16 protein-coding genes are annotated in these 17,280 nt (G+C 66.0%); 9 read left to right on the top strand and 7 right to left on the bottom strand.

What is annotated here, in order from left to right:
- Window positions 1–7: 7 nt before the first annotated feature.
- Window positions 8–1,156, bottom strand: coding sequence for an acyl-CoA dehydrogenase family protein (locus AC5P74_RS05305; protein ID WP_070490445.1), 1,149 nt, complete (start codon window positions 1,154–1,156; stop codon window positions 8–10).
- A gap of 152 nt (window positions 1,157–1,308) precedes the next feature.
- On the opposite strand from AC5P74_RS05305, the gene AC5P74_RS05300 reads away from it, so the two are divergent.
- The 4 genes from AC5P74_RS05300 to AC5P74_RS05285 all read left to right on the top strand — a co-directional run bounded on the left by AC5P74_RS05300 (window position 1,309) and on the right by AC5P74_RS05285 (window position 7,352).
- Entirely contained in the window at window positions 1,309–2,238 is a 930-nt protein-coding gene (locus AC5P74_RS05300; protein ID WP_049465810.1) for an ArsR/SmtB family transcription factor, read from the top strand.
- Window positions 2,239–2,251: 13 nt separating this feature from the next.
- A complete protein-coding gene (locus tag AC5P74_RS05295) occupies window positions 2,252–3,343 on the top strand; it encodes a homocysteine S-methyltransferase family protein (RefSeq protein WP_346608063.1) in 1,092 nt (363 codons plus the stop codon).
- 57 nt (window positions 3,344–3,400) lie between these two features.
- Complete coding sequence (metH, locus tag AC5P74_RS05290; protein ID WP_206620449.1) at window positions 3,401–6,085, top strand: methionine synthase; 2,685 nt, start codon at window positions 3,401–3,403, stop codon at window positions 6,083–6,085.
- Between the two features lie 79 nt (window positions 6,086–6,164).
- Window positions 6,165–7,352, top strand: a complete 1,188-nt coding sequence (locus AC5P74_RS05285) for an MFS transporter (protein ID WP_053499462.1) — start codon at window positions 6,165–6,167, stop codon at window positions 7,350–7,352.
- Between the two features lie 15 nt (window positions 7,353–7,367).
- On the opposite strand, the gene AC5P74_RS05280 is transcribed toward AC5P74_RS05285, so the two are convergent.
- The 6 genes from AC5P74_RS05280 to AC5P74_RS05255 all read right to left on the bottom strand — a co-directional run bounded on the left by AC5P74_RS05280 (window position 7,368) and on the right by AC5P74_RS05255 (window position 13,454).
- The gene (locus AC5P74_RS05280) at window positions 7,368–9,440 is read right to left on the bottom strand and encodes an acyltransferase family protein (protein WP_053499460.1); all 2,073 of its coding nucleotides are present in this window, start codon (window positions 9,438–9,440) and stop codon (window positions 7,368–7,370) included.
- Window positions 9,441–9,493: 53 nt separating this feature from the next.
- Window positions 9,494–10,174, bottom strand: a complete 681-nt coding sequence (locus AC5P74_RS05275; RefSeq protein ID WP_005417446.1) for a DUF2058 domain-containing protein — start codon at window positions 10,172–10,174, stop codon at window positions 9,494–9,496.
- Window positions 10,175–10,184: 10 nt separating this feature from the next.
- Window positions 10,185–10,427 (bottom strand): SlyX family protein, encoded by a 243-nt coding sequence (locus AC5P74_RS05270; protein WP_495204837.1) that lies wholly within the window; start codon window positions 10,425–10,427, stop codon window positions 10,185–10,187.
- A complete protein-coding gene (locus tag AC5P74_RS05265; RefSeq protein ID WP_053499456.1) occupies window positions 10,420–11,769 on the bottom strand; it encodes a UDP-glucose dehydrogenase family protein in 1,350 nt (449 codons plus the stop codon). The genes AC5P74_RS05270 and AC5P74_RS05265 overlap by 8 nt, the downstream gene beginning before the upstream one ends.
- A 23-nt stretch (window positions 11,770–11,792) precedes the next feature.
- Window positions 11,793–12,770 carry an FKBP-type peptidyl-prolyl cis-trans isomerase gene (locus tag AC5P74_RS05260; RefSeq protein ID WP_014037761.1) on the bottom strand — a complete coding sequence of 326 codons (978 nt, stop codon included), beginning with the start codon at window positions 12,768–12,770 and terminating at the stop codon, window positions 11,793–11,795.
- A 96-nt stretch (window positions 12,771–12,866) separates the two neighbouring features.
- Window positions 12,867–13,454 (bottom strand): glutathione peroxidase, encoded by a 588-nt coding sequence (locus AC5P74_RS05255; protein ID WP_053499455.1) that lies wholly within the window; start codon window positions 13,452–13,454, stop codon window positions 12,867–12,869.
- A gap of 391 nt (window positions 13,455–13,845) precedes the next feature.
- Between AC5P74_RS05255 and AC5P74_RS05250 the strand changes: the two genes are divergently transcribed.
- From AC5P74_RS05250 to AC5P74_RS05230, 5 genes are read left to right on the top strand one after another with little or no spacing between them, the layout of a single operon-like run.
- A complete protein-coding gene (locus AC5P74_RS05250) occupies window positions 13,846–14,082 on the top strand; it encodes a hypothetical protein (protein WP_032954303.1) in 237 nt (78 codons plus the stop codon).
- 2 nt (window positions 14,083–14,084) lie between these two features.
- A complete protein-coding gene (locus AC5P74_RS05245) occupies window positions 14,085–14,444 on the top strand; it encodes a GntR family transcriptional regulator (RefSeq protein WP_005417481.1) in 360 nt (119 codons plus the stop codon).
- Window positions 14,444–15,319 (top strand): ABC transporter ATP-binding protein, encoded by an 876-nt coding sequence (locus tag AC5P74_RS05240; RefSeq protein ID WP_053499451.1) that lies wholly within the window; start codon window positions 14,444–14,446, stop codon window positions 15,317–15,319. The genes AC5P74_RS05245 and AC5P74_RS05240 overlap by 1 nt, the downstream gene beginning before the upstream one ends.
- Window positions 15,316–16,344, top strand: a complete 1,029-nt coding sequence (locus tag AC5P74_RS05235; protein WP_346608062.1) for an ABC-2 transporter permease — start codon at window positions 15,316–15,318, stop codon at window positions 16,342–16,344. The genes AC5P74_RS05240 and AC5P74_RS05235 overlap by 4 nt, the downstream gene beginning before the upstream one ends.
- Before the next feature lie 25 nt (window positions 16,345–16,369).
- Window positions 16,370–17,257 (top strand): GIN domain-containing protein, encoded by an 888-nt coding sequence (locus tag AC5P74_RS05230; protein WP_070490448.1) that lies wholly within the window; start codon window positions 16,370–16,372, stop codon window positions 17,255–17,257.
- The last annotated feature ends 23 nt before the right edge of the window (window positions 17,258–17,280 follow it).

The raw sequence follows: 17,280 nt of genomic DNA, 5'->3' as shown, positions 1-17,280 counted from the left end.
ATGCGACTCAGCGCAGCCCGGTTTCGTTGCGGGCGATCACCAGGCGCTGGATCTCCGAAGTACCTTCGTAGATCTCGGTGATCTTGGCATCACGGAAGTAGCGCTCCAGCGGCATTTCCTTGGAATACCCCATGCCGCCGTGGATCTGCACCGCCTGGTGGGTAATCCACATCGCCGCCTCAGAGGCGGTCAGCTTGGCAATGGCAGCCTCATTGCTGAAGCGCTTGCCCTGGCCCTTCACCCACGCCGCGCGCAGGGTCAGCAGCAGCGCTGCGTCCAGCTTGCACTTCATGTCGGCAATCTTGGCCTGGGTCATCTGGAAGGTACCGATGGCCGCGCCGAATGCCTTGCGCTCCTTGACGTATTCAATCGTCGCTTCATAGGCGGCACGGGCGATGCCGATGGCCTGCGAAGCGATGCCGATGCGACCGGCATCGAGCACGCTCATGGCGATCTTGAATCCCTCGCCTTCCTGGCCCAGCACGTCTTCGGCCTGCGCCACGTAGTCGTTGAACTCGATCTCGCAGGTGGCCGAGGCGCGGATGCCCAGCTTGGGCTCGGTCTTGCCACGACCGAAACCGGCCTTGTCGGTATCGATGATGAAGGCGGTGATGCCGCGCGCGGCCTTGTCCGGCTCGCTCATCGCGAACAGCACGATGTACTTGGCCACCGGACCGGAGGTGATCCAGCTCTTCTTGCCATTGATGACGAAGGTGCCGTCGGCCTGCTTCACCGCGCGGCAGCGCATGGCGGTGGCATCGGAACCGGACTGCGGCTCGGTCAGCGCGAACGCGCCGATGGCCGTGCCTTCGGCGATGGCACGTACGTGGGTCTGCTTCTGCTGCTCGGTACCGTGGGTCAGGATGCCGTTGCAGAACAGCGAATTGTTGACCGACATGATGGTCGAATGGGCTGCGTCGGCGGCGGCGACCTCCACCATCGCCAGCACGTACGCAACCGGGTCCATGCCCGCACCGCCGTATTCGGTCGGCACTTCAATGCCCATCAGGCCGTTCTCGCCCAGCAGGCGGATGTTGTCCAGCGGGAACTCGCCGGTGCGGTCATGATGCTCCGCACTGGGGGCGATCTTCTCCTGCGCGATGCGCCGCGCAACGTCCTGCAGCATCAACTGCTCTTCGGTAAAGCTGAAATCCACAACACCCTCCCGGGTACATGAAGTTATGGGCCGCATACGGCGCGCCCAGGTGCTCCGATTGTACCGGGGCCCGGCAGTTTCCGTACGCTGGCGACTTGACCGCGACAGCCCCTTCAGCGAATATATCTCTATATCGCGATAGGTAGATGTTTATGGATCTGGAAGACTGGTCGACCCGCCTGAAGGTGTTCGCCGATGCCACTCGCGTGCGCCTGCTGGCGCTGCTGGAGCAGGAGGAACTGACCGTGGCCGAACTGTCGGCGATCACCCGGCTGGCACAGCCGCGGGTGTCCACCCACCTGGCACGCCTGAAGGAAGCCGGCCTGGTCCGCGACCGCCGTGCCGGCGTGTCGGCCTATTACCGCTTCGACGAGGCCCAGCTGGACCCGGCGCAGCGTGCATTGTGGCATGCCTTGAGCAATGGAAGCGACGACCCGCTGCTTCGCCAGGACGCCGAACGCGTCGCCGCCGTGCTGGCCCACCGCGCCTCCGACCAGAACTGGGCCGACAGCGTGGCCGGCGACATGGAGCGCCACTACTCTCCAGGCCGGACCTGGGAGGCCCTTGCGCGCACCGCGCTGCCACTGCTGGAAACCGGCGACGTGCTGGACATTGCCTCCGGTGATGGCGTGCTGGCCGAACTCGTCGCCCCGCATGCCAAGCGCTACATCTGCATCGACACCAGCGCACGCGTGGTCGCCGCCGCCAGCGAGCGCCTGCGCCGCCTGCCCAACGTGGAAGTGCGCGAGGGCGACATGCATGCCCTGCCGTTCAAGGACAGCAGCTTCGATCTGGTCGTGCTGATGCACGCGTTGACCTACGCCAGCAAACCGGCGCAGGCAGTGACCGAAGCCGCGCGCGTACTGCGACCGGGTGGCCGCCTGCTGCTGTGCAGCCTGGCCCGGCACGAGCACAAGGCGGCCGTGGAGGCCTATGGCCACGTCAACCTCGGCTTCAGCGACAAGGAACTGCGCAGGTTCGTCGACAAGGCCGGCCTGCAGGTGTCCAGCCTGGAGACGGTCACCCGCGAGAAGCGTCCGCCGCACTTCGAAGTGATTTCGCTGATCGCCAACAAGCCCTGAGCCCGAGACCGCCATGCCCGCCCTGCCCTGGTTGCATCCAGATCGTGCCAACGCCCTGCTCGACGCCCTGCGCGAGCGGATCCTGATCATCGACGGCGCGATGGGTACGATGATCCAGCGCCATGGCCTGCAGGAAGACGATTACCGTGGCGAGCGCTTCGCCGATGGCTACGACCATCTGCATGGCCCCGGCTGCGATCACGCCACACCGGAAGGCCATGACCTGAAGGGCAACAACGATCTGCTGCTGCTGACCCGGCCGCAGATCGTCGCCGACATCCACACCGCCTACCTGGAAGCGGGCGCAGATCTGGTCGAGACCAACACCTTCAACGCCACGTCGGTCAGCCAGGCCGACTACCACCTCGAACACCTGGTGTACGAGTTGAACAAGGCCGGCGCTGCGGTCGCGCGCGCGTGCTGTGATGCAGTGGCCGCAACCACCCCGGGCAAGCCGCGCTTCGTGATCGGGGTGATCGGCCCGACCAGCCGCACCGCTTCGATCAGCCCTGACGTCAACGATCCCGGCTTCCGCAACACCAGCTTCGACGAGCTGCGCGACACCTACCGCGAAGCCATCGAGGGCCTGATCGACGGCGGCGCCGACACCCTCATGGTCGAGACCATCTTCGACACGCTCAACGCCAAGGCCGCGCTGTATGCGCTGGAGGAAGCGTTCGATGCGCGCGGCGCGCGGCTGCCGGTGATGATCTCCGGCACCATCACCGACGCTTCCGGTCGCACCCTGTCCGGGCAGACCGCCGAGGCCTTCCACGCATCTCTCGCCCACGCCCGGCCGTTGTCGATCGGATTGAACTGCGCGCTGGGTGCCGATGCGATGCGCCCGCATGTGGAAACCCTCTCGCAGGTCGCCGACTGTTACGTCAGCGCCCACCCCAATGCAGGCCTGCCCAACGCGTTCGGCGAGTACGACGAAACCCCTGAAGAGATGGCCACCACCCTGCGCGGCTTCGCCGAGGATGGCCTGTTGAACCTGGTCGGCGGTTGCTGTGGCTCCACCCCCGAGCATATCCGTGCAATTGCCAATGCCGTGGCCGGACTGGCGCCGCGCGCACTGCCCGGCACCCGGGAGCAGGCCGCATGAACGTTGCCGCCACTGTCCCGCACTTCCCGCCCTACTGCTGTTGAGCCGACGCCTGCCATGACGCCTGTCCGCCCTACCCGCCTGTCCGGCCTGGAACCTCTGGTCATCACCCCGGACCTGCTGTTCATCAATGTCGGCGAACGCACCAACGTCACCGGCAGCGCGCAGTTCCGCAAGCTGATCAAGGAAGGCCGCTACGAGGAGGCGGTGGACGTGGCCCGCCAGCAGGTGGCCAGCGGCGCGCAGATCCTCGACGTCAACATGGACGAGGGCCTGATCGATTCGGAAGCGGCGATGACGCGCTACCTCAACCTGATCATGTCCGAGCCGGACATCGCGCGCATCCCGGTGATGGTCGACTCCTCAAAGTGGAGCGTGATCGAGGCCGGCCTGAAATGCCTGCAGGGCAAGAGCGTGGTCAACTCGATCTCGCTGAAGGAAGGCGAAGCGCTGTTCCGCGAGCACGCGCGCAAGGTGCTGCGCTATGGTGCCGCGGCAGTGGTGATGGCGTTTGACGAGGCCGGGCAGGCAGACACCTGTGCGCGCAAGGTCGAGATCTGCACACGCGCCTACCGCATCCTGGTCGACGAGATCGGCTTCCCGCCGCAGGACATCATCTTCGACCCGAACATCTTCGCCGTCGCCACCGGCATCGAAGAGCACGACAACTACGCCGTGGACTTCATCGAAGCAACCCGCATCATCAAGCAGACCCTTCCGCACTGCCATGTCTCCGGCGGCGTCTCCAACGTCTCGTTCTCGTTCCGAGGCAACGAAACCGTGCGCCAGGCCATCCATTCGGTGTTCCTGTACCACGCGATCGCCGCCGGCATGGACATGGGCATCGTCAACGCCGGCGCGATGCCGATCTACGACGAACTGGAGCCGGACCTGCGCGAGCGTGTCGAGGACGTGATCCTCAACCGTCGAAGCGATGCCACCGAGCGCCTGCTGGAGATCGCCGAGCGCTACAAGGGCAAGAAGGGCGCGGCGAAGACCGAAGATCTGGCCTGGCGCGACAAGCCGGTGGCACAGCGCTTGGCACATGCCCTGGTACACGGCTTGGATGCCTTCGTCGAGGAAGACACCGAACTGGCCCGGCAGGCCTCCAGCCGCCCGCTGGACGTGATCGAAGGACCGCTTATGGACGGCATGAACATCGTCGGCGACCTGTTCGGCGCCGGCAAGATGTTCCTGCCACAGGTGGTGAAATCCGCGCGCGTGATGAAGAAGGCCGTGGCCTACCTGCTGCCTTACATCGAGGCGGAAAAGGCGCGCAGCGGTGACACCGCCAAGAGCAACGGCAAGATCATCATGGCCACGGTGAAGGGCGATGTGCATGACATCGGCAAGAACATCGTCGGCGTCGTACTGGCCTGCAACAACTTCGACGTGGTCGACCTCGGCGTGATGGTGCCGGCGCAGAAGATCCTCGATGCTGCCCGCGAGCACAACGCAGACCTGATCGGCCTGTCCGGGCTGATCACCCCGTCCCTGGAGGAGATGAGCCACGTCGCCCGCGAGATGGAGCGCCAGGGCTTCGACCTGCCGCTGCTGATCGGGGGCGCGACCACTTCGCGTGCGCATACCGCGCTGAAGATCGACCCGCACTACAAGGCGCCGACAGTGTGGGTGAAGGATGCGTCGCGCGCGGTTGGCGTGGCGCAGTCGCTGATCTCGCGTGATCTGCGCGAGGCCTTCGTTGCCGCCAACGAAGCCGACTATGCCGAAATCCGCGCACGCCACCGCAACCGGGGCGACGCCAAGCGCCTGGTCACACTGGAACATGCGCGCGCGCAGAAATTCCATGGCGGCTGGGACAACTACACTCCGCCGACACCGAATCAGCCCGGCCTGCACGTGTTCGACGACTATCCCCTGGCCGAACTGGTCGACTACATCGACTGGACGCCGTTCTTCCAGGCCTGGGAGCTGGCCGGCAAGTTCCCGGCGATCCTCACCGACGGGATCGTCGGTACCCAGGCCAGCGAGCTGTACAAGGATGCCCGTGCGATGCTCGAGCGCATCGTCGGCGAGAAGTGGCTGACGGCCAAGGCCGTGTTCGGCCTGTGGCCGGCCAACAGCATCGGCGACGATGTCCGCGTGCAGCACGCACAGGGCGAAACCACCCTGCACTTCCTGCGCCAGCAGGTGGACAAGCCAGCCGAACGCCCGGATTTCTGCCTGGCCGATTTCATTGCACCGGCCGACAGCGGAAAGCAGGACTGGATCGGCGCGTTCGCTGTCACCGCCGGCATCGGCATCGACGCCCACGTCGCGCGCTTCGAGGCCGAGCATGACGATTACAACGCGATCCTGCTGAAAGCACTGGCCGACCGCTTCGCCGAGGCGCTGGCCGAGCGCCTGCACCAGCGCGTGCGCACCGAATTCTGGGGCTACGACCGCGCCGAGACGCTGGACAACGAGGCCCTGATCGACGAGCAGTACCGCGGCATCCGTCCGGCACCGGGCTACCCGGCCTGCCCCGAGCACAGCGAGAAGCGCCGCCTGTTCGACCTGCTGCAGGCTGAGAAGAACGCGGGCATGGAACTGACCGAGAGCTTCGCGATGCTGCCCACGGCCGCTGTCTCGGGCTACTACTTCAGCCATCCGCAGAGCCAGTACTTCGTGGTCGGGCGGCTCAGCCGCGAACAGGTCACCGACTATGCCCGGCGCAAGGGCGTGGACCGCGCCCAAGCCGAACGCTGGCTGGCCTCCAACCTCGACTACGACCCCGAATGAGGCGGTAGCGCCGGGCCATGCCCGGCGTCATCTCCCGTCCGCCGGGCATGGCCCGGCGCTACCGTGCATTATTCCCGCGATGACCGTTCCCGTTGCCCGCCTCTCAAGTTTCTACCTGTTCTACTACGCGGCGCTCGGCGCGTTCACGCCGTACTGGAGCCTGTTCCTGACCGCGCGCGGCATGAGCGTGACCGCGATCAGCGTGATGATGGGCCTGTGGTACGCCACCCGCGTGATCGCACCCAGTACCTGGACCTCGCTGGCGGCCGCATCACCGCGGCCGATCCGCCTGCTGCGCGTCGGCTGCGTGCTGACCCTGCTCAGCTTCGCTGCCTTCCTGCTGCCACTGCCGCAGCCGTGGATGTACCCGGCGATGATCGTGTTCTGCTTCTTCTACAACGCGGTGATGCCGCAGTTCGAGTCGATCACCCTCACCCACCTGGGCAACGACAGCCATCGTTACGGGTTGATCCGGGTCTGGGGTTCGCTCGGCTTCATCGCCGTGGTCACCTTGTTCGGCTGGCTGATCGAAGGCGATGGCGCCGGCAACCACGCCGGATTGTTGCCGTGGATGATGCTGCCCCTGTTCGTGCTGCTGGTTGCCTCGGCCTTCAGCAATCACTACGCGCGCGGCATCGGCAAGACTGCGGGTGACGCCAGCGGCTTCTGGCAGATCGTGCGCCGGCCGCCGGTGCTGGCGTTCTTCCTGGCCGCCTTCATGGAACAGCTGTCGTTCGGCCCGTACTACACGTTCTTTTCGGTCTACATGGACCATCACGGTTACCGTACCTCCACCCTCGGCCTGCTGTGGACCATCGGCGTGGTCTTCGAAGTGGGCGTGTTCTTCACCATCGGCCGCTTCTTCCGCCGCTACGACGCCAGCTGGATGCTGCTGATCGCGCTGGTCAGTTCCTGCCTGCGCTGGGCTGTGACAGCACTGTTCCCGGAGAACCTGCCGGTGATGCTGCTGGCGCAGACCGCGCACGCGCTGGGCTTTGCCGCGTTCTTCGCTGCAGCGATGCAGATGCTGGCGACCTGCTTTCCCGGTCGTCTCAACGGCCACGGCCAAGGACTGCTGTACGGCTTTTCGTCCGGTGTCGGCGGTGTGCTGGGCGCGCTCATTGCCGGCCAACTGTGGAAGATCGACGACGGCCGCACCGCGTTCCTGGCCGGCAGCGGCTTCGCGCTGGTCGGTGCGCTGCTGTGCTTCTTCGCGCTGAGCCTGCCGTTGATCCGTGCGCGGCGCAGCGGCGCACGCACGGGTTGAGCGCTCTGCCCCGCTTCAGTGCTGCCGCAGTACCTGCAGCAGCGACGGCAGCAGCACGCGGTTGCCATAGCCACTAAGGTGATCGCCATCGAAGTACAGCGGCCGGCCATCGCGCTGTGCCGGGCACAGGGTGGCATCGCACAACACCGGCAGCGGATCCCACATCACTGCGCCGGGCAGGCCATCAACCACCTGCTGCAGGCTGCCCAGCATCGGTGCACGCAGCGCATCCATGTCCGCGCGGGTGCTGTCGACACCATTGCGACAAATGGCGTTCCTGGCGTTGAAGGTGTCTGAACAGCGATACGGCGGTGCCGGCAATACCGGCTTGGGCGCTTCCAGCACGATACGCACGCCCTGTTCGGCCACAGGCTTCCACAGCGCGATCTCCTCGGGCACCTCGGCCGAGCGCAGTTCAGCCGCACGCGGCGATCGTTCATCCGCCAGCTTCTCGGCAGCATCGAAGAGGATGTACTGGTCGGACAGGCGCGGCATGCGCAGCGACACCAGCACTACCGCATCGCCTGCCCGTGCCTGGTGCTGGATGTCGGCGCGCACGGCAGCATCGTAGTCGCTGCAGCCACCACCAGCCCCCCGCCATCGCTGCAGGCTTACCTGCGGGCAACCACCGCGCCCGTACAGGATCACGGTAGCGCCCGTCTCAAGGGCTACGCGTCTCAACAGTTCGGTATATGCCATCGCATGCGAGTCACCGGCGACGAAGATCCGTTGCGGGAAACCCTCGACCCGCGCGTGGTCACATGCGCGACGCGCGAATGAGCGGGCATTGCCGCCAGCGAACGGATGCTTGCCTGCCACCAGTTCGCAACCGGGATAGTCAGCCGCCGCACCGCGACCTTCCGGATACCAGTCGGCAGGATGTCGGGTGACCGTGCTCAACGAAATCCAGTGCGCCTCGCGATAGAGGCCGAACTGGATCCCGCCGGCACCTACCAACACTAGCGCCCCCATCACCACCCAGCGCAGCGAAGTCGCCCGCGGCGCCAACGGGCCACGGAAAGGCTGTTCCACCCAGCGCCACGACAGCCAGGACAACACGCCCACCAACAGCATCGCAAGAAGCATCTGCAGCGGCGTATCCAGGCCCACGGTCCAGCGCATCAGCACGAACACCGGCCAATGCCAGAGGTACAGCGAGTAGGACAGCAGGCCGATGCGGCGCATGGGCGCGCAGGCCAGCACGCGGCCGATCCAGGCCTGCGGATGGTTGTGCAGGGCCCACAGCAGGCCCGCCGTCGCGAAGGCCGGCAGCAGGCCGTCCGGCCAAGGTGAATGCCCGGCGCGCGCCGTCCACAGCGCCCAGCCCAGCAGGGCCAGCGACAGCGCGGCCAGCAGCGAGAACACCCACCTGCTGCGGGCCAGCGAGCGCTGGGTCAGTGGATCGAGCGATGCGCGCACGTGCAACAGCTGGAACAGCAGCACACCTGCGCCCAGCTGCCACAACCGCGTGGTCGTTGCGTAGAAGGCCCAGGAAGGCGGGGCCTCGCGCAGGCCCAGTACCGCCGCATGCAGCAGCGATGCGACGCTGACCAGCGCGAACAGGCCCACGCTGAGCCAGCGCCCACGCGCGCCCCGTGCCCAGGCCAGGAACAGCAGCGGAAACAGCAGGTAGAACTGCTCTTCCACACCCAGCGACCAGGTGTGGGTATAGGGATTGAACTCGGCCTTGGGCGCGAAGTAGTCGTTGCCCACCGCGGCCAACACCCAGTTGCTGAAGCCGAAGAAGGCCATCAGCCCGGTCTTGTCACTGGCCTCGCTCAACCACGATTCGGGGATGAACAGCACGCTGGCCACCGCGGTGACCATCAGGCAGGCAACCAGGGCCGGAGCGATACGGCGGATGCGGCGCGCGTAGAAGCGCAGCGTCGATGCCCCCAGCGACAGTGGCGGCAGGCGGTGCACCGAAGCACTCACCACGAAACCGGAAATGACGAAGAACACGTCCACGCCGGTGAAGCCACCCGGGAGCCAGGCCGGATCCAGGTGGAACACGATCACCGCCAATACGGCGATCGCGCGCAGTCCATCGATGTGCGGTACGTAACCGCGCCCTGCATCAGCCGTCATCCTGCCCCTCCCCCAACTGCCACGTCGGCGGGCGTGGCAGGCAACTCAGTCCATTACCAGACCAGGTCGTCCGGCACCTGGTATTGCGGGTCCGCGTACGGATCCTCCTCGGCCGGCGCATTCGGATCGACCTTCAGCGCCACCGACGCGGCGAACACCGCCTCGGACTGCGCCAGCACCTCGGCGGTCACCAGCAGGTAGCGGCCATTGAGCTGGACCACCCCAAGCTCGCCGGCATTGAGCGCGGTCAGCTGTTCGGCGGTCACATAGATGCGCTTGATCTTGCCGCCATATGGGAAGTGGCGGGCGATATCGGCCGCTTCCGAGTTCAGGCTCTTGTCCTTCAGCAGTTCTTCCAGCTTGGCCTTGGCCTCGCGGCGCACACGCGCCTCTTCCTGCTTCAGGCGCTCGGTCTCGATGCGCTCTTCCTTTTCCTTCTGCGCGCGGATGGCGTAGGCCTTGGCCAGGTCCATCTCTTCGGCGCTGCGCGGCTTGCGCGGGCCCTGCTGGCCTGGGCCACGTGACTGGCCGGGCTTGCCCGGGCCGCCGTGGCCATGCCCACGACGCTCGCCGGGCTTGTGCTCGCCCTTGCCAGCGCCCTGCGGCTTTCCATTGCCGTTGCCACCCTTGCCCTGCGGGCGACCATCACGGCGGGGGCCATCATTCTTGCGCTCGGGCTTGGGCGCAGGCTTGAAGCCCAGGCCCATCAGCTGGTCGCGGAGGGTATCGCTCATAGGATTCGGATCAGTAGTGCGGCGGCGGCGGTTCGCTCGCCGGATCGGAAGAATTCAGCGCGTTGCGGACCTTGCCCAGGTCTTCCAGCAGCACGCGCAGCACGTCGGCGTTGCGCATGCCCTGCATGCGGGCATCGGCCAGCGCATCGCTCAGTTCGGCCAGCGCCTGTTCCTGGAAGGACACGCGCATTTCCAGTTCGACCAGGCGCGCTTCCAGCGCCTGCTCGCGTTCGGTTGTAAGCAGATCAGACATGCAGCGAGCGCCCCCGGCCAATGCCGTAGTACGCCAGGCCCGCCGCTTCCACATCCGCCGGCTCGTACAGGTTGCGGCCGTCGAACACCACCGCGTCCTTCAACTGCTCGCGCAGCATCTGGAAATCGGGGCTGCGGAACTGCTTCCACTCGGTCACCACGACCAGTGCATCGGCCCCCTGCAGCGCCTCGTCTGCACTGCTGCAGAACACCAGATCATCGCGCTCGCCGAAGATGCGCTGCGACTCGTGCATCGCTTCCGGATCGTAGGCACGCACCGTCGCGCCGCCTTCCCACAACTGCGCCAGCAGGCGACGGCTGGAGGCTTCGCGCATGTCATCGGTGTTCGGCTTGAACGCCAGGCCCCACACGGCAAAGGTCTTGCCACGCACACCTTCGTCTTCACCCTTGTCGTAATGACGCTGGATGAGAGCGAACAGATGGCCCTTCTGCGCATCGTTGACCGCTTCCACGGCGTTCAGCAGCTTCGGCTCCAGGCCGGCCTGCTGCGCGGTGCGGGCCAGCGCCTGCACATCCTTGGGGAAGCACGAGCCGCCGTAACCGGCGCCCGGGTAGATGAAATGCCAGCCGATGCGCGGATCCGAGCCAATGCCCTGGCGGACCTGCTCGACATCGGCGCCGACACGTTCGGCGATGTTGGCGATTTCGTTCATGAACGAGATCTTGGTCGCCAGCATCGCGTTGGCGGCGTACTTGGTCAGCTCCGCCGAACGCACGTCCATTTCCACCACGCGGTCGTGGTTGCGGTTGAACGGTGCGTACAGGCGCCGCATCACCGCCACCGACTCGGCGCTGGTCGCGCCGATGATGATGCGATCCGGGCGCATGCAGTCGGCGACAGCGTCGCCTTCCTTCAGGAATTCCGGGTTGGACACCACATCGAAGGCGATGTCCGCGCCACGTGCCGCCAACTCTGCGGCAATGGCGGCACGCACCTTGTCGGCGGTGCCCACCGGCACCGTCGACTTGTTGACCACCACGGTCGGCACGCTCATGTGCCGCCCGATGGTGCGGGCCACAGCCAGCACGTACTGCAGATCGGCACTGCCATCCTCGTCCGGCGGCGTGCCGACGGCGATGAACACGACCTGGCCGTGGCCGATCGCGGCCGCGGCATCGGTGGTGAACGCCAGCCGCGACGCGGCGTGGTTGGCCTTCACCATCGGCTCCAGGCCCGGCTCATAGATCGGGATGATGCCCTGGTTGAGGCCATCGACCTTGGCCTGGTCGATATCGACGCAGACCACCTGGTGGCCGACGTCGGCCAGGCAGGTACCGGTCACCAGCCCTACATAACCGGTACCGAAAATCGCAACGCGCATGTCCGTGCAGGCTCCGTGGTCGCTTACGGCAGGACGCCCAGCAGCTCGACGTCGAAGGTCAGAGTCGCGTTCGGGCCGATCGGGCCACCCGGGGTGCCGTTCTCACCGTAAGCCAGCTCACCCGGGATCCAGAAGCGGTACTTCGAACCGACCGGCATCAGCGCGACGCCTTCGGTCCAGCCCTTGATCACCTGGTCCAGGCCGAACTCGGCCGGCTGGCGACCATAGGAGCTGTCAAACACAGTGCCGTTGAGCAGCTTGCCTTCGTAGTTCACGCGCACCTTGCTGCTCGGCAGCGGGCGCTCGCCGCTACCCGGGCGGATGATCTGGTACTGCAGGCCAGACGGGGTGGTCACTACGCCCGGCTGGGTCTTGTTCTTGGCCAGGAACGCGTTGCCTTCCTCGCGGTTGGTCTGCGCAGCGGCGGCGGCCTTGGCCTGCATCTCGGCCTGCTTGCTGCCCATGAAGGCCTGGATGGTGGCGGTCGCGTCAGCTTCCGTCATCTTCGGCTGGCCCTTGCTCAGACCTGTGCTGATCGCGTCAAACAGCGAGGCGACATCGATGTCGTCCTTCAGCTGTGCCAGCGACGGGCCGACCGAGTACGAACCGATCATCTGCGACACTTTGACGCGATCGACCTTCGGCGGCTGCGAACCCGGCGCCATGCCCGGCACCTGCTGGCCACTGCGGGCCATCACGACCTGGCGCAACGCGGCATCGGTGGCCTTGGCCTGTTCCTGGGTGATCTGCGGCTGCAGGCCTTCGAACGAACGCTCCACGGCAGTGCGCAGCGCGGCCACATCGATCTCATCGGCGATCGGGGTGAACGACTTGGCGACATCAAGGCCGATGGCGTAGCCGAGCTTCTGCTTGGGGGAATTCAAGGTTGCGGTCTCCTTGGCGGCTGCGGGGGCAGCCGGTTGTTGCGACAGAGCGACACCCGAAGTGCCCATCGCCAGAATCAGAACCGACGCCGCGGCGCCGCGCATTCCCATCTTCATTCGCTGCATTCCTGGAAGTGTCTGGGCGCCGACGTCGGCGCGAAAAGAAACATTGTCGCACGCATGCCGTCGATGTCGAGGCATCCGTGCCGGATATCAATGCGTGGCGGCTGCGGCCAGCGCCTTGTCGATGGCGGCGGTCAGCTGCGGATCGTCCGGCGTTACCTTGCTGGCGAACTGGGCAATGACCTTGCCATCGCGGCCGACCAGGTACTTGTGGAAGTTCCAGCCCGGCGCCACGCCGGTGGCCGCGGTCAGCCTCTGGTACAGCGGCGTGGCCTGTGCACCGACGACATGCACCTTCTCGAACATCGGGAACCTGACGCCGTAGGTGAGCGTGCAGAAATCCTGGATCTGCTTTTCGTCACCGGGCTCCTGGCCCTTGAAATCGTTGGACGGGAAACCGAGCACGGCAAAGCCGCGGCCGGCATAACGCTTCTGCAGCGCCTCCAGGCCTTCGTACTGAGGGGTATAGCCGCACTTGCTTGCGGTATTGACCACCAGCAGTACCTGCCCGTGGTAGCGCTGCTGCAGGTTGACCTGCTGCTTGCTCGCGAGTGGGCGGTACTCCAGGTCCAGCAGATCGGCCGCCAGCACATGGGAGGAACCGGCCAGGCCGGCCACCAGCAGGGTCAGCAGGGACAGGCCGCGCAGGCGGCGCGGGATAACGGTCGGCAGGGGCATCGAGAGCGGTCCGCGGTAGCCATTCACAGGGCCGGCCGGTAGCGGCCGGGAATCGGCCGAACTATAGCACCGCCCCCCCGCCTCCCCCTGTTGCGGCACCTGTTGCGGCACCTGTTGCGGCAAGCGCCAGCGGCTTTGCGCGGCGTGGCGTCTTCCCGCTGGCCTTACCAACGACGGCGCAGTGATGACATAGCATGGACAACACTGAATGGCAGGCGGAACTGGATCAGCCCGCACATCAAATTTATTTCCCTTTCCAATCAAATGGATAAGAGGATATTTCAGCAATTCGACCACCCCTGCCATCAGTTGGGGACGGCAGGGGGTTGCACCCAGGCGTGCCGGTGTTATAGTTGCATACAACACCAGTCACCTGAGACAGGGGGAAGCCATGAACGCCCGCATCCGTCGCAACCTCACCGCACCCGCGGCCGCTGCTGTTTCGACCCTGATCGTGCTGGCCTGGCTGGCCACGCCCACCACCCCCGCCTCTCCCGACAGTGCGCAGGACGCAACCGCTGCACCGGCCGGGAACGCCGATTCCTCCCCCCCTCCCCCGCGTCGGCTGCACAGCTCCCTGTCCATGCCGTATTTCTCGTTCGCCCAGCCGCTGACCCCACGGAGCTGAATATGAGCGACATCCAGTGGAGCGACGGCGCTCCCATCTACCGTCAATTGAAGGAGCGCGTGATCGCCATGATGCTCGACGGAATCCTGAAGCCGGGCGATGCCCTGCCTTCGGTGCGCCAGGTGGCCGCCGACTATCAACTCAACCCCATCACCGTTTCGCGCGCCTACCAGGAACTGGCCGATGAAGGCCTGGTCGAGAAGCGCCGCGGCCTGGGCATGTTCATGACCGAGCAGGCGGCCACGCAGCTGCGCAGCAGCGAGCGCGAGCGCTTCCTCAACGAAGAATGGCCCGCGGTGCTGGAGCGCATTCAGCGCCTGGGCCTGAGCCTCGACGAATTGCTGCCCCAGGGGAACGTCTGATGAACAGCACTGCAAGCGAACCCGTCATCACCGCGCAAGGCCTGCGCAAGGCCTACAGGACCACGGTAGCCCTCGACAACGCCAGCTTCAGCATTCCGAGCGGGCGCATCGTCGGCTTGATCGGCCCCAACGGCGCCGGCAAGACCACCGCACTGAAGGCCATCCTCGGCCTCACCTCGGTGGAAGGCGACCTGAGCGTGCTCGGCCGCGATCCGCGACTGCATCGCGACGAGCTGATGAATGACATCTGCTTCATCGCCGACGTCGCCGTGCTGCCGCGCTGGCTGAAGGTGCGCGAGGCGATCGACTTCGTCGCCGGCGTGCACCCGCGCTTCGACCGGGCCCGCTGCGAGCGCTTCCTGGCCAATACCAAGCTGCAACCGAAGCAGCGCGTGCGCGAACTGTCCAAGGGCATGATCGTGCAGCTGCACCTGGCGCTGGTGATGGCCATCGACGCCCGCATCCTGGTGCTGGACGAGCCCACTCTCGGCCTGGACATCCTCTATCGCAAGGAGTTCTACCAGCGCCTGCTGGAGGACTACTTCGACGAACAGAAGACCATCATCGTCACCACCCATCAGGTGGAAGAGATCGAGCACATCCTCAGCGACGTCATGTTCATCCGTGATGGCCGCATCGTGCTCGACGCGGACATGGACGACGTCGGCCAGCGCTACACCGAGCTGCTGGTCAACGCCGACCAGCTGGAGACCGCGCGTGCGCTGAAGCCGATCGACGAGCGCAGCCTGGCGTTCGGAAAGACCGTGATGCTGTTCGATGGCGTGCCGCGCACCCAGCTCTCCACCCTTGGCGAGACCCGCAGCCCGGGCTTGGCCGATCTGTTCGTCGCCATCATGAAGGGGACCTACGCATGAATGCCGTCAACCACCCCGTCAGCCCGATGGGCACCCTGCGCTGGCTGCTCAAGCGCGAGTACTGGGAGAACCGTGGCGGTTTCCTGTATGCACCGTTGATCGCCGGCCTGATCTCGCTGGTGATGAGCACCATCGGCATCGCCTTCGGCCTGTTCGCCCTGCACCGGGCCGCGCGTGATGGTGGCCTGCACATCGACGGCGAAGACGTGAACATCAACGGCCTGGACCTGGCCCTGCTGACCCGCGACATCAGTGCCAAGGACCTGGCTGACCTCGGCAACGGCCTCGACCTGACCCTGGTGCTCAGCTCGGCCTGGCCGTTCCTGGTACTGGCCTTCGTGGTGTTTTTCTACTGCCTGGGTGCCCTGTACGACGACCGCCGCGACCGCAGCATCCTGTTCTGGAAGTCACTGCCGCTGTCGGATACCCAGACCGTGCTGTCCAAGGTGATCAGCGCACTGATCATGGCCCCGCTGATCGCGGTGATCGCCGGCATCATCACCATGTTCGGCTTCATGCTGGTGATCAGCATCGTCGCGCTGATGCACGGCGGCAGCCCAATGACCCTGATCTGGGGCCCCGCCAGCCCGCTGACCCTGGCCGCCGGCCACCTGGCCTGGATCCCGGTCTACGCCCTGTGGGCCCTGCCCACCGCCGGCTGGCTGCTGCTGTGCTCGGCCTGGGCCCGCAGCAAGCCGTTCCTGTGGGCGGTGATGCTGCCGCTGTTCGCCGGCGTCATCGTCAGCACGACCAAGGTGATGCCGCTGATCGGCCTGACCACGGGCTGGTTCTGGCAGAACATCGTTGGCCGGCTGCTGCTGGGCGGCGTACCGGGCACGGACCTGGTGTATCGCCTCAGCGCCGAGGAAGGCACGCGTCGCGACCTCGAATCGGTGGTCAGCCTGATGTCGCCGGCCTCGCAGCTGAAGTCACTGGCGATGCCGGAACTGTGGATCGGCGCCGCCGTCGGCGCCGTGTTCATCGTCCTTGCCATCCGTCTGCGCAAGCGCGCCGGCGAGATCTGATTCCATCCACCCGGAGGCACCACCCATGCGTTCCCTGCTCGCCTGTTCTGCGTTGTTGCTGTTGCCGCTGTCGGCGCTGGCCGCCGATGCTCCGAACTGCAAGTTCACCGCCGCCCGCACGCTGAAGCTGGATGTGGCCGGTGCCAGGGCTGTGGTGCTCGAGGTCAACCAGCACGACCTGAAGGTCGTCGCCGGCAAGGGCACTGGCCAGCTCGATGGCCGCGCCTGCGCGTCCAGCCAGGAATGGCTGGACCAGCTGGTACTGGACCAGCGCAGGGTGGGCGACAAGCTGGTGGTGAGCCTGCGCCGCGAGGGCCGCGACAGCAGCATCAGCCTGGGCAGCAGCTACGCCTGGCTGGACATCCGTGGCAGCGTGCCGGACAACCTGCCCCTGCAGCTGAAGGTCGGCTCCGGCGACGCCAGCGTGGACAACGCGCAGTCGCTGAGCGTGGATGTCGGCTCCGGTGATGCCATCGTGCGTGGCACCCGCGGCAGCATCCACGCAGCGGTGGGTTCGGGCGACCTGGACATTGATGGCGGCAGTTCGCTGAACCTGCTTTCGCTGGGTTCCGGCGACGTCAAGGTGCGCAACATCGGTGGCGATGCGGTCACCGGCACTGTCGGTTCGGGTGACCTGAAGATCAGCGATGTCCGCGGCAACGCACGACTGGACACGGTCGGTTCCGGCGACATCGGGTTCAAGCGCGTGCAAGGCAACGTCGAGGTCGGTGTGGTCGGCTCGGGCGATGTTGATCTGTCCGACATCGGCGGCAATGTGCATGTGCGCAGCCACGGCTCGGGGGACATCCAGGTCGATGGCGTGCGCGGCAGCCTGACCGTCGACCACAGCGGCAGCGGCGATGTCGGCCACCGCAACGTCAGTGGCACCGTCACCCTGCCCCGTAAAAAGTAACCGCTAACGGATCGATCGAGGAA

This window comes from Stenotrophomonas sp. YJH_SMC_94-11 (genome assembly GCF_059370435.1).
The sequence above is the reverse complement of the archived record's forward strand: the minus strand, read 5'-3'. Positions and strand labels throughout refer to the sequence as shown.